General features: G+C 67.5%; 13 protein-coding genes. 8 read left to right on the forward strand and 5 right to left on the reverse strand.

Translation table 11 applies throughout. The annotated features are described in order from the left end of the window. Positions 1–29: 29 nt before the first annotated feature. The 3 genes from NX02_RS22195 to NX02_RS22205 form a co-directional block, all read right to left on the reverse strand. Entirely contained in the window at positions 30–1,127 is a 1,098-nt protein-coding gene (locus tag NX02_RS22195; protein WP_039996780.1) for a glycoside hydrolase family 53 protein, read from the reverse strand. Then, positions 1,124–3,859, reverse strand: a complete 2,736-nt coding sequence (locus NX02_RS22200) for a TonB-dependent receptor (RefSeq protein ID WP_025294360.1) — start codon at positions 3,857–3,859, stop codon at positions 1,124–1,126. Before NX02_RS22200 ends, NX02_RS22195 begins: the two co-directional genes overlap by 4 nt. 155 nt (positions 3,860–4,014) lie before the next feature. Next, the gene (locus tag NX02_RS22205; protein WP_025294361.1) at positions 4,015–4,320 is read right to left on the reverse strand and encodes a 4a-hydroxytetrahydrobiopterin dehydratase; all 306 of its coding nucleotides are present in this window, start codon (positions 4,318–4,320) and stop codon (positions 4,015–4,017) included. A 60-nt stretch (positions 4,321–4,380) separates the two neighbouring features. Between NX02_RS22205 and NX02_RS22210 the strand changes: the two genes are divergently transcribed. From NX02_RS22210 to NX02_RS22235, 6 genes are read left to right on the forward strand one after another with little or no spacing between them, the layout of a single operon-like run. Beyond that, positions 4,381–4,791: a metallopeptidase family protein gene (locus NX02_RS22210; RefSeq protein WP_025294362.1), complete on the forward strand. Its 411-nt coding sequence runs from the start codon at positions 4,381–4,383 to the stop codon at positions 4,789–4,791. Continuing rightward, entirely contained in the window at positions 4,788–5,426 is a 639-nt protein-coding gene (gene ccmA, locus NX02_RS22215; protein ID WP_047099842.1) for a heme ABC exporter ATP-binding protein CcmA, read from the forward strand. Before NX02_RS22210 ends, ccmA begins: the two co-directional genes overlap by 4 nt. Next, positions 5,423–6,067, forward strand: coding sequence for a heme exporter protein CcmB (gene ccmB, locus NX02_RS22220; protein WP_025294364.1), 645 nt, complete (start codon positions 5,423–5,425; stop codon positions 6,065–6,067). The genes ccmA and ccmB overlap by 4 nt, the downstream gene beginning before the upstream one ends. Beyond that, entirely contained in the window at positions 6,060–7,643 is a 1,584-nt protein-coding gene (locus tag NX02_RS22225; protein ID WP_025294365.1) for a cryptochrome/photolyase family protein, read from the forward strand. Before ccmB ends, NX02_RS22225 begins: the two co-directional genes overlap by 8 nt. Before the next feature lie 53 nt (positions 7,644–7,696). Then, positions 7,697–8,632 (forward strand): ABC transporter ATP-binding protein, encoded by a 936-nt coding sequence (locus NX02_RS22230; protein ID WP_025294366.1) that lies wholly within the window; start codon positions 7,697–7,699, stop codon positions 8,630–8,632. Further along, on the forward strand, positions 8,629–9,390 hold the full coding sequence (locus tag NX02_RS22235; RefSeq protein ID WP_025294367.1) for an ABC transporter permease: 762 nt from the start codon (positions 8,629–8,631) through the stop codon (positions 9,388–9,390). The genes NX02_RS22230 and NX02_RS22235 overlap by 4 nt, the downstream gene beginning before the upstream one ends. A gap of 72 nt (positions 9,391–9,462) precedes the next feature. On the opposite strand, the gene NX02_RS22240 is transcribed toward NX02_RS22235, so the two are convergent. Further along, positions 9,463–10,428, reverse strand: a complete 966-nt coding sequence (locus NX02_RS22240; protein WP_025290252.1) for an IS110 family RNA-guided transposase — start codon at positions 10,426–10,428, stop codon at positions 9,463–9,465. Positions 10,429–10,621: 193 nt separating this feature from the next. Beyond that, positions 10,622–11,479 carry a pantoate--beta-alanine ligase gene (gene panC, locus NX02_RS22245; RefSeq protein WP_025294368.1) on the reverse strand — a complete coding sequence of 286 codons (858 nt, stop codon included), beginning with the start codon at positions 11,477–11,479 and terminating at the stop codon, positions 10,622–10,624. Positions 11,480–11,576: 97 nt separating this feature from the next. On the opposite strand from panC, the gene NX02_RS22250 reads away from it, so the two are divergent. Together NX02_RS22250 and NX02_RS22255 are read left to right on the forward strand one after the other, a co-directional pair. Further along, entirely contained in the window at positions 11,577–12,362 is a 786-nt protein-coding gene (locus NX02_RS22250) for a division plane positioning ATPase MipZ (RefSeq protein ID WP_025294369.1), read from the forward strand. 1 nt (position 12,363) lies between these two features. Then, a complete protein-coding gene (locus NX02_RS22255; protein ID WP_025294370.1) occupies positions 12,364–12,669 on the forward strand; it encodes a J domain-containing protein in 306 nt (101 codons plus the stop codon). Position 12,670 lies beyond the last annotated feature (1 nt).

The following is a 12,670-nucleotide window of genomic DNA, read 5'->3' on the forward strand; positions in this document are numbered from 1 at the left end:
TCTCCCCTCATCTGCTTCCGGCGCACGCCTCAGCGCCGATAATCGTGCCCGAGAAAGTCGAACGCCGGCAGCGCCTCATGCGTGTCGAGCGAGAACCACGCGGCATTTTCCCAATTCGATCCGGTGCTCCAGCGCGTCTTGCAACCGGTCGAGACCCAGGCCGGTTCCCAATAGACGAGGCCGATGCCGCCCGCGTCGATCGTGCGCTGGGTGAGGTCGACCAGATATTTTTTCTGCCCCTCCGGCGTCGCCGGATAGCCGTCCACCAGCGAATCCGCGCCCAGCAGGTTCGGGCCCTCGTCGCCATTGTCGGTGGTGAAGGGGTAGGCAGTCTCGACGACGATCACATCCTTGCCGTAGCGCCGCTTCGCTTCGGCGATGGTCTCGCCGAGCTGCGCCATCGTCCGCGTCGACCATTTGCGGTAATAGCTGATCCCGATCACGTCGAAATCGGTGATCCCCGCGCCGCGCGCCGCATCGAACCAGGGCAGCACATGTTCGGGCTGCGCGATGTGGAGCATGATCTTCGGGCTGGTGCCGGTTTCCTTCGCGACCGCGCGCACCGCGCCGATGCCGGCGGCGAACAGCTTCGCGTTGCGGCGCCAGTCGATCGGGCGGTCCTTGACGCCGCCCATCAGCTCCGGATTGGTCTCGTTGCCGACCTGCACCATCTCCGGCATCAGGCCTTCTGCGTTCAGCCGCATCAGCGTGTCGCGGGTGAAGGCGTGGAGCGCCGCTGCCTGCGCATCGGTGTCGAGCTTTTCCCAGGCGGCGGGGGCGCGCTGCTTGTCGCCATCCGCCCAATCGTCCGAATAATGGAAGTCGAGCAGCACCTGCAGCCCGGCGGCGCGGGCGCGCCGGATCGTCTTCAGCACATCGTCATAGCCGCTGTAGCGCGTCCAGCGCGCGTCGTTCCACAGGCGGACGCGCACGATGTTGCCGCCGGCGGCGCGGAGCAATGCGAACGGATCGGCAGGCTTGCCGCCCTTGCGGAACACCGCGCCGCAATCCTCCATCTCGTTGACGTAGGAGAGGTCCGCACCGAGGTAGAGCGGCGGCAGGGGCGCCGCCGCCACCGGCCCGCCGGCAAGCAGCAGCGCCGCGATCGTCGCGAACCGTGCGATCACAGCTTGAAGCCGATCCCGAACAGATAGCGCGTGCCGAACTTCTCGTAGCGGCCCTGCAGGTTGCGGTCGCCATAATAGGTTTCGAAGGGCTCGTTGGTCAGGTTGTTGCCCTGGAACATGACCTGCACGCCCGCCAGCGGGGTACTTTCGGGGAATTCATAGCTGATCTGCATGTCGAGCACGCCTTCCGGCGCGGTGAACAGGATGCGGTCGGTATCGCCCAGTTCGGTCGCATAGCTGGAGCGATACCGATAGCCGACGCGCGCCTCGAGCCCGGCCTTGCTGTAATAGGCGACGAGGTTGGCGACATGCTTGGAGAGGCCGGGCAACGGAATGCTGCCGATCGCATTGTCGTTCTCGGTCACCGAGATGCTGCTGTCGGTGTAGCTGTAGTTGGCGAACACGCCGAGCCCGTCGAACGGCGAGGGCAGGAAGCTGAACACCGTCTGCGCGGAGAGCTCGAAGCCCTTGATCGAGCCACCCTGGCCGTTGACCGGCTGGCGGAACGTGCCCTCCAGCGCCGGGCCGCCGGCGGGATCGGGCACCGTCACCGCGGTCACCTGCTGGACGATGAAGGTGTCGAGATCCTTGTAGAAGCCGGCGAGCGTGATCGCGGTGTCGCGGTTGAGATACCATTCGACCGTCGCGTCATATTGCGTCGCGCGGAAGGGTTCGAGCAGCGGGTTGCCGCCGAAGCCCTGCGGCACGCCGTTGAAGGTGAACACGCCCGAGCCCGCGTTGAGATCGTCCAGCGGCGCGCGCGACAACGCCTTGCTGAAGCCCAGGCGGAGCTGGAGCTGGTCGGTCGGCTGGAAGGTGAGGTTGAGGTTGGGCAGCCAGTCGGTGAACTGGTTGCGCACCGCGATCGGATTGGCGACGTCGATCACGCTGCCGTCGGGCTGCTGGGTCTGGTCGATCTCGGTGCTGCGCGAAATCGTCTCGGTACGGATCACCCGCAGGCCGGCATTGCCGAGCAGGGGGATGCCGAACAGCTCACCATCGAGGTTGAGCTGCCCATAGCCGGCATAGGTCTTCTCGCCCACCACCCAGCTGAAGCGCTGGTCGAAGAAGGATTCGGTGGGGTTCACCTCGCCGAAGAAGCGCTCGAACGCCGCCGGGATGTCGATCGAGAGCGCGCCGGGCAGCGATCCATATTCGCCGCCGAACTGGAAATCGGGGTTGAGCAGGTCGGCCGGCACCGGCACGCGCTGCGCCGGATCGATGAAGCCGAACTGGGTGCGCTGGGTATAGTCCTTGCTGCGATCGGTGTAGCGGCCGCCGAACTGGATGTTCTTGAAGAAGCCACCGAGCTCGCGCTTGACGTCGAACGAGGCCGACCAGAGCTCGTCGTTGATCAGCGGGGCGCCGCCGCCATTTTCCGGGATCTGGAAGTCGGCGATGCGATACAGCGACGGGTTGGTGAGGTCGGTATCGATCGTCATGATCGGCGCGCGGCCGCGAAAGCTCTGGAAGCGCGTCGTCGGGGTGACGCCGAACGGCTCGGTGCGCAGCGTGAGAAACTGCTGGCGGCGATCGGTGGTCGAATAGCCGACATCGCCCAGCACTTCCCAGCCGCCGGCTTCGTAGCGGCCGTTGAGGCCGCCGGCATAGAGATTGTCCTTGAAGAAGAAGGACTCGTTCACGCCACGCACAACCTGGCCGAAGTCCGTTCCGGCGTTGGTCGTGGTGATGCCGGTGACATAGCCGTTGGTGACGACCGGATCGCTGAGCACATTGCCGAAGGGCAGGTTCTCGACGCGGAAGCCGCGCTGCGTCTCGTCGAACGAGACGCGGCTGTAGAAGAAGTCGGCGTTGAGCTCGAACGCGCTCGACGGGCGCCATTGCAGCACGCCGACCGCGCCGTGGCGCTCGTCATTGCCGCCGCGCGCCAGCGCCTCGAAGCCGAAGGGAATGCCGTCGCCCTGGTTGTTCGGCGAATCGGGTGTGATCGGCAGCCCGTTCTGGCCGAGGCCGTCGCCGTCGAAGTCGGTGAAGCTGCCCGCGTAGCGGAAGATGTTGGTGCGCGTCGTCGCGACCGCCTGCTTGCGGCCCGAATAGCCGACCGCGAAGCCCAACGTGTCGCTGATCCGGCCGACATAGCTGATGCTGGCGACATAGCCGAACGGATCGGCATCCTGCACGCGATCCGCCTCGGTGCTGAAGATCCCGCGCACATTCACCGAAACGCTGCGGCCCTTGTAGTCCAGCGGCTTGACCGTGCGCAGGTCCACCTGCCCGGCGATCGCGCCTTCCACCTGCGCGGCGGTGGGCGACTTGTAGATCGAGGCGCCGTTGAGCAGTTCGGCGGGGAACTGCTCGTAGCGGATGTTGCGGCTCGATTCCGCCGAGACGATCTCGCGTCCGTTGAGCAACGTGTTGACCAGGTTGGGGCCGAGGCCGCGGATCGAGATCTGGGTGCCGTTGCCGCGATCGCGGTTGGTCGAGATGCCGGGCAGGCGCGCGAGCGACTCCGCGATGCTCGCTTCGGGCAGCTTGCCGAGATCTTCGGCGGCGAGCACCTCCTGCACCCGGTCGGCATCGCGCTTCTGGCTGATCGCGCCCTGCAGCGCGCCACGGATGCCGGTGACGACGATGTCCTCGGGCGGCGCCTCCGGCGCAGCGGCAGCGCTATCTTCGGTGGCCGGATCCGTTTGCTGGGCAAAGGCCGCAACCGGCGCCAGCAGCGCGATCAAACTGGTTGCGGTGGTAACCGCCTGCCTCAGTCCCTTCATCTTTCCCTCTCCCCGTCTGGCGACATGCGCGCCGCTTCAGCTCTTTAGCTGATTGATATGATAATTGAACGGGACACGGCTGACCAGCCCCGATCGCACGCAGTTCGGCGCGCCGCGGTGGCACCGCTGCGCGCGCATCGCAGCCGGGGGAAAGCTCAGTCCTTCTCGAACGGCACGTAGAGCGCGTCGATCTTTTCGGCGAGATCGATATCGCGCTGCGAGAGGCCGCCGGCGTCGTGCGTGGTCAGCAGGATATCGACGCGGTTCCAGACATTGAACCATTCGGGATGATGGTCGGCCTTCTCGGCCAGCAGCGCGACCTGCGTCATGAAACCGAAGGCGGTGACGAAATCGTCGAACACCAGGCTGCGCGTGATCGCATCGCGGGAAACGTCATAATCCCATTCATCGAGGTCATCGAGCGCGCGTGCGCGGGCGTCCTCGTCAAGCTGCTCGACCATGCCGCATCCTCCCTTCAGGCGCTGGCGCGCCGACGCGCCGCACCCTATGTCGCGAAGCCTATGAAGCAAAGTCAATCCGGAGGGCGGCGCGCGCCCGATGCCGCGGCCATCGAGGCGATCGCGATCGATACGCTGAACCGGCTGCCCGCGGCGTTCCGCGCGCATCTGGGCGCGGTGGTGATCCGGGTGACCGACTTCGCCGAGGACGCGGTCCTCGACGAACTGGGGATCGAGGATCCGTTCGACCTGACCGGGCTCTATTCGGGCCGCCCGCTCGGGGAGAAGAGCGTCAGCGACAGCGGCGCGCTGCCGGACATCATCCACCTCTATCGCCGCCCGATCCTCGATGAATGGATCGCGGACGGCGAGACGCTGGACCGTCTCGTCGCGCACGTGCTGATCCATGAGGTCGGCCATCATTTCGGCCTGTCCGACGCGGATATGCACGCGCTGGAGGATGACGCCGGATGACGGCACTGCTGCCGGCGCCCGCGCTCGCCTTCGATGGCGTCGCCTGCGTGCGCGGCGGCCGGGTGCTGTTCCGCGGGCTCGACTTCGCGCTCGGCAGCGGCGCCGCGGCGCTGGTGACCGGCCCCAACGGCGTCGGCAAGTCCAGCCTGCTGCGCCTTGCTGCCGGGCTGCTGCCCGTCTTCGCCGGTCGCGTCGATCGGACCGGCACGGTCGCGCTCGCCGACGAGCGCACCGCGCTCGATCCGGCGCTGCCGCTGGCGGAGGCCCTGCTGTTCTGGTCGCGGATCGATGGCGGCACCGGCGGCAGGGTGACGGCGGCGATGGGGCGCATGGACCTTGCGCACCTCGCCGAGATCCCGGTGCGGATGCTCTCGACCGGCCAGCGCAAGCGCGCCACATTGGCACGCGTGATCGCGGCGGCGGCCCCGATCTGGCTGCTCGATGAGCCCGCCAACGGCCTTGACGCCGCGTCGCGCGCGCTGCTGGCGGAGGCGATGGCCGAGCATCGCCGTGCCGGCGGACTCATCCTTGCCGCGACGCACCAGGACATCGGCCTCGACGACGCGATCGAGCTGCCGCTCGCGCCGCCACCGCCGCTTGCCGACGATGCCGATCCGCTGGGGCTGGGCGCATGATCGCCTGGACCGAGATCGTCCGGCGCGACCTCGCGCTGGCGCTGCGCGGCGGCATGTGGCTGCCGGTGCTGTTCTTCCTGCTGGTGGCGATCCTCTTTCCGTTCGCGGTCGGCCCCGACGGACGGCTGCTGGAGCGCACCGGCGGCGGCGTGCTGTGGATCGCCGCCCTGCTCGCCGCGCTGCTGCCGGTCGACCGGCTGGTCGCGCCCGACCGCGATGCCGGCGTGCTCGATCAATATGCGATCCGCGGGCTGAGCGACGAGGCTGTGGCGGCGGCCAAGATGATCGCGCACTGGCTGTCGTTCGGGCCGCCGCTGATGATCGCGGCGATCCCGGCAAGCGCGCTGCTGCGGCTGGACGGCACGAGCCTCGGTCGGCTGGAACTCGGCCTGGCACTCGGCACGCCCGCGCTTGCGGCGCTGGGGCTGACCGCAAGCGCGCTGACCGCGGGACTGCGCGGCGCCGGCGCGCTGGCCGGGCTGCTGATGCTGCCGCTGGCGGTGCCGGTGCTCATCTTCGGCGCCGGCGCCCTGAGCGCCGTCGATACGAGCGCGTTCAAGCTGCTCGCAGCGTCAAGCCTGTTGCTGACGGCGGCCGCGCCGTTCGCGACCGGCGCCGCGCTGAAGGCGCTGCGTGCCTGAGCCTGCGCCGGTCCTGATCTTCATTCTCGGCGACCAGTTGTCGCCCGGCATCGCCTCGCTGCGCGACCTCTCTCCCGCCGATGCCGTCGTGCTGATGGCCGAGGTTTCGGAAGAGACGGTCTATGTCCGGCATCATCCCAAGAAGATCGCGCTCATCCTTTCGGCGATGCGCCATTTCGCCGCCGACCTGCGCGAACAGGGCTGGCGGGTGGACTATATCGAGCTCGAAGATCCGGCGAACAGCGGCAGCTTCACCGGCGCGCTCGCGGCGGCAGTCGAGCGTCACCGCCCTAGCGAGATCCGCATCGTCCAGCCCGGCGAGTGGCGCGTCCAGCAGATGATCGACGGCTGGGAAGCGCGCTTCGGCCTGCCCGTCCGCATCCTCAGGGACGATCGCTTCCTCTGCTCGATCCCGGCGTTCCGGCGCTGGGCCTCCCGCCGGCAGGCGCTCACCATGGAATATTTCTACCGCGACATGCGCCGGCAGACCGGCCTGCTGATGGACGACGGCCAGCCGGCCGGCGGCCGCTGGAACTATGACGCGGAAAACCGCAAGACGCCGCCGCGCGGGCTGAACTATCCGGCGCCTGCCCGCTTCCCGCCCGATGCGATCACCCGCGCCGTGCTCGATCTCGTCGCGCGGCGTTTCGGCGATCATTTCGGCGCACTGGAGCCGTTCGCGCTGCCGGTCACCCGCGCCCAGGCGCTGGCCGCACTGGACCAATTCATCGCGGCGGCGCTGCCGGATTTCGGCGATTACCAGGACGCGATGGTGGAGGGGCAGGACCAGCTCTACCATTCCATGCTGTCGCCGGCGCTCAATTGCGGGCTGCTGGTGGCGCGCGAAGTCGCCGAGGCCGCGGAGCGTGCCTGGCGCGAAGGCCGGGTGCCGCTGAACGCCGCGGAAGGCTTCATCCGGCAGATCATCGGCTGGCGCGAATATGTGCGCGGCGTCTACTGGATGCACATGCCGGACTATGCCGAAGCCAACGCCCTCGGCGCGGACCGGCCGCTGCCAGAATTCTACTGGACCGGCGAGACCGACATGCGCTGCCTGGCCGCCGCGGTGGACGTCACCCGGCGCGAGGGCTGGTCGCACCACATCCAGCGGCTGATGGTCCTGGGCAACTTCGCGATGCTCGCCGGCGTCGACCCCAAGGCGATTTCCGACTGGTTCCTGGTGGTCTACGCCGATGCCTATGAGTGGGTGGAGCTGCCCAACGTCGTCGGCATGAGCCAATATGCCGATGGCGGCCTGCTCGGCTCCAAGCCCTATGCGGCGGGCGGCGCCTACATCAACCGGATGTCCGATCATTGCGGCCGTTGCCGTTTCGACGTGAAGGCCAAGACCGGCCCGGACGCCTGCCCCTTCAACGCGCTCTACTGGGATTTCCTGGCGCGGCACGAGGCCCGCTTCCGCGACAATCCGCGGATGCGCACCATGTACGCGACCTGGCACCGGATGAAGCCGGCGCAGCAGGATGCCTATCGCGCCAGCGCCGCCGCCTTCCTGGCCGGCGTGAAGCCGGCCGCCGATGGCTGGGCGCGCGCGCCTCTTTCGACAGGTGTCGATTGAAAGCATAGCGGGCACTCCCTAATTGGGCGCGAACGTCCAGCAGGGGAAATTCCATGCAACCGGTGATTGCCGTCGCGGGTGTCGGCAAGACCTACAAATCCGGTCAGGTCGCGCTCCGCGACATCGACCTCGAAATCGCCAAGGGTGAGATCTTCGCATTGCTGGGGCCGAACGGCGCCGGCAAGACGACGCTGATCGGCATCATCTGCGGCGTCGTCAACGCGACGTCGGGCACGATCCTGGTCGACGGGCATGACAATGTCCGCGACTGGCGGCGCGCGCGCGCGCGGATCGGGCTGGTGCCGCAGGAGCTTTCGACCGAGACGTTCGAGAGCGTCTGGGCGACGGTCAATCATTCGCGCGGCCTGTTCGGCAAGGCGCCGAACAAGCCGTTCGTCGAGCAACTGCTCAAGGATCTTTCGCTCTGGGAAAAGCGCGACGCCAAGATCATGACGCTCTCCGGCGGCATGAAGCGGCGCGTGCTGATCGCCAAGGCGCTGGCGCACGAGCCCGAGATCCTGTTCCTCGACGAGCCGACCGCGGGCGTCGACGTTTCGCTCAGGCGGGACATGTGGAAGCTGGTGCGGTCGCTGCGCGAGCGCGGCGTCACCATCATCCTGACCACCCATTATATCGAGGAGGCCGAGGAGATGGCCGACCGCGTCGGCGTGATCGACAAGGGCCGCATCATCCTCGTCGAGGAAAAGGCCGCGCTGATGCGCAAGCTCGGCAAGCGGCGGCTGACCCTGACGCTGGAGGCACCGCTGGCGGCGATCCCCGCCGCGCTCGCGCGCTGGGATCTGCGCCTCGAGGCGGAGGGCACGCTGCTGGTCTACACCTTCGACGCGCGCGAGGAGGAGACCGGCATCCCTGGGCTGCTGCGCGCGCTCCACGATCTCGGCATCGGCTTCAGCGATCTCGACATGGAGAAGAGCTCGCTGGAGGACATCTTCGTCGACCTGGTCGAACGCGCGGAGGCGGCGGAATGAATCTTCTGGGTACCTGGGCGCTCTATCGCTTCGAGATGGCGCGGACGCTGCGCACCTTGTGGCAGTCGATCGCCGCGCCGGTGATCACCACCGCGCTCTATTTCATCGTCTTCGGCGGCGCGATCGGATCGCGCATGCAGGAGGTGGACGGCGTCCAATATGGCGCGTTCATCGTCCCCGGCCTGATCATGCTCACCCTGCTGACGCAGAGCCTGTCGAACGCCTCGATCGGCATCTATTTCCCCAAATGGACCGGCACGATCTTCGAGCTGCTGTCCGCCCCGATCTCCCCCGCCGAGGCGGTGATCGCCTATGTCGGCGCGGCGGCGACCAAGTCGATCGTGATCGGCCTGATCATCCTCCTGACCGCGACCTTCTTCGTGCCCGTCAGGATCGATCATCCGCTGGCGATGATCACCTTCCTGGTGCTGACCTCGGTCACGTTCAGCATGATGGGCTTCATCATCGGCATCTGGGCGGAAGGGTTCGAGCAGCTGAGCTTCATCCCGACGCTGATCGTGACGCCGCTGACCTTCCTCGGCGGCGCGTTCTACTCGATCGACATGCTGCCCGGCGTGTGGCGCACGGTCAGCCTGTTCAACCCGGTGGTCTATCTGGTCAGCGGCTTCCGCTGGAGCTTCTACGGCGCCGGCGACGTGAGCGTCGGGCTCAGCCTCGCCTTCACCGGCGCGTTCATGCTGGTGTGCCTGGCGATCATCGTGTGGATCTTCAGGACGGGGTATCGGCTGAAGCAGTAAGGGTGCGGAGGGGCCTCGGCGCCCTCCCCCTTTCCGTTCGTCCCGAGCGAAGTCGAGCATCTGTCTTCCAGGTCAAGCGGGTTTGGGCGCCCACACGCGATTTTTGGTGATGAGGGTGTTGGCAAGCGCGACGAGTTTTCGTGCGACGGCGATGAGGGCGAGCTTTGGAGCTTTTCCGCGCGCGAGAAGGCCATCGTAGAAGCGCTTCAAGTCGGGGTTGCGGCGGCTGGCGACGAGCGCGGCCATGTAGAGGGTGGATCTGAGCTCGGCGCGTCCGCCGCGTATGGATCGCTTGCCGCGCATGCCGCCGCTGTCGCGGGCGAAGGGCGCGAGGCCGACGAGGGCTGCGGCCTGCTTGTTGGTAATGCGGCCGAGTTCGTGGAGGTATGAGAGGAAGGCCTGGGTGCTGATGGGGCCGATGGCGGGGATGGATCGCAGGATTTTGGCTTTGCGCGTCATCTCGGCATCAGCCTTGATCAGTTCCTCGATCTTCACCTCGATGCGATCGATATGCGTGGCGATCGAGCTCAGCCTTCTTTTATGTTCGCTCTTGAGGAAGCTGCCCTGCGTGACGCTGAGCCTGTTGCGCAGCGCGGTCTGTTCGGCGAGCGCCGCGGTGCGGGCGCTGACGAGTTCCTGAAGCTCCTCCTGCCGCCGGCTCACCGGCTCGGATGCCGAGAGGCCGAAGCGATCGGCCATCAATGCCAGCATGGCGGCATCGATCGCATCGGTCTTGGCGAGTTTGCCGGCAGCCTCGGCGAACAGCCTGGCCCTCAGCGGATTGACGAGCGCCACCGGCAGTCCGGCATCATGCAGATGGCGTTGGACGTCCCGATGATAGCGCGACGTCGGCTCCATCAGCACCAGCTTCACCGCGAACCGGCCGAGCACCTCGACCAGGCGGTCATGCCCGGCACTGTCGTTGCTCACCCGCAGCTGCTCGCCCACCGGGTGAATGTGGATGTCCAAATTGGCCTTGCTCACATCGACGCCGACATGGACCTCCGGCAGCGACTTGTCCTCGACCTTTCCTTGCATACGGGACTTGCTCCCCTTCATCTGTTCAGGCCAGACTTGAAGGGACGGACGGACCGATCTCGACTACGGCTCGAACCAAGGGACACTCGGTCCCGTCCGTCCGACCGCCGGGGGTGGCCACCCCCGGCGGTCGCCCTTCTGGACTACCAGATCGGGCTGACCGCAAGATGCAAGGGACGAACGGAAGAGGCTCCTACTCCGCGGCCGCCGCCGGGGCGATCGCCAGATTGTCGATCAGCCGGGCGGCGCCGATCCGCGCCGCCGCCAGCAGCCGCGCGGGCCGCTCTACCCGATCGACCGGCGCCAGCGTCTCGGCATCGCGCAGTTCGACATAGTCGATCGGATCGAACCCCGCCCTGGCGAGCGTCGCGCGGGCACGTTCGATCGCCTCGCCGACATCATGGCCCGCCGCGATCGCCGCCGCCGCCTCACCCAGCGCGCGCGGCATCGCGCGGGCCGCCAGGCGTTCGGCGTCGTCGAGATAGGCGTTGCGCGATGACAAAGCGAGGCCGTCGACGTCGCGCTGGGTGGGCACGCCGACGATCTCGATCCCGATGTCGAGGTCGGTCACCATCCGGCGGATGACCGCGAGTTGCTGGAAATCCTTCTCGCCGAACAGCGCCACGTCCGGGCGGATCTGGTTGAACAGCTTGGTGACGACCGTCGCGACGCCGTCGAAATGGCCCGGGCGCGAGGCGCCGTCGAGATCGGCGCTGACGCCGCCCACCGAAATATTGGTGTCGAACCCCTCCGGATACATTTCCTCGACCGCAGGCGCCCACAGCAGCGCGCAGCCGGCGGCGCGCAGCATCTCCGCATCCTTCATCTCGCGGCGGGGATAGCCGCTCAGATCCTCGTTCGCGCCGAACTGCTTCGGGTTGACGAAGATCGAGGCGACGACCCGCTGCGCGCGCAACTTTCCTTCCTCGATCAAGGCCATATGGCCATCGTGGAGCGCGCCCATGGTGGGAACGAGCGCGACGCGGTGCCCTTCGCTCCGAAAGGCGGCGAGGGCTTCGTCCAGCGCCTTTTTCTGACGGATGATTTGCACGGTGGGGCGGCCTTCGATATGGGCGGGGCCGCGTCTATGGGGGGCGCGGAAGCCCCGATCAAGAGGCAGATGGGGCCAACCGGAGTCGCGAGCGTTGATGTCGGCCAATTCGGTTCATTTCATCGTGTTCGCCAACGAGAAGGGTGGCACAGGCAAATCCACCACCGCGGTGCATGTCGCGATCGCATTGGCGTCCGCCGGCCGCCGCGTCGCAGCCCTCGATCTCGACAGCCGGCAGCGGACCACCGCGCGCTATATCGAGAATCGCGACGCGACCTGCCGCAAGGTCGGCGTCACGCTGCCCACCGTGCGCCACGGCACCTTCAAGGGCAGCACGACGGAAGACCTCGAAGAGCAGATCGCCACGCTCAGCGAGGGCATGGAGTTCATCGTCATCGACACGCCGGGCCGTGACGATCCCTATGCGCGCCTCGCCGCCAGCCGGGCGAACACGCTGGTCACGCCGATGAACGACAGCTTCGTCGATTTCGACCTGATCGGCCAGGTCGATCCCGACAGCTACAAGGTGAAGCGGCTGAGCTTCTATGCCGAGCTGATCTGGGATGCCCGCAAGGAGCGCGCCAAGCGCGACGGCGGCACGATCGACTGGGTGGTGCTGCGCAACCGCCTGCAGCAGCTGGAGGCGCGCAACATGCGCCGGGTGGGCAGCGCGCTCGACGAGCTCTCGCGCCGCGTGGGCTTCCGGGTGATCCCGGGGCTGTCGGAACGCGTGATCTATCGCGAGCTGTTCCCCAGCGGGCTGACGCTGCTGGATTTCGCCCAGATTCCCGAAGTCGGGCTCGGTCACATCGCCGCGCGGCAGGAGCTGCGCGAGATGATCGCCGCGCTGGCACTGCCGGACGCGGTAACGCGCGCGGCCTGACGTGGCCAAGCTGCTCTTCCTCGGGCTGCTCATCGTGGCGGTCTGGCTCGCGGTGCGCCCGCGGCCAAAGCGGGTGCGACCGCCCCGGCCGCCGGCGCACGGCGAGGATATGGGCATCGACGAGGCCCGCCGGCTGCTCGACCTGCCGGCCGGTGCCGATGCGGCGATGATCCGCGCCGCGCACCGGCGCATCATCGCGCGCGTCCACCCCGACGCCGGCGGCACCGAAGAGCTCGCCCGCAGAACCAATTTGGCGCGCGACCTGCTATTGCGGGCCGCGACCAGCGATTCCCCACCCCGAGCCTGAC

The organism is Sphingomonas sanxanigenens DSM 19645 = NX02 (genome assembly GCF_000512205.2).
Classification (GTDB): domain Bacteria; phylum Pseudomonadota; class Alphaproteobacteria; order Sphingomonadales; family Sphingomonadaceae; genus Sphingomonas_D; species Sphingomonas_D sanxanigenens.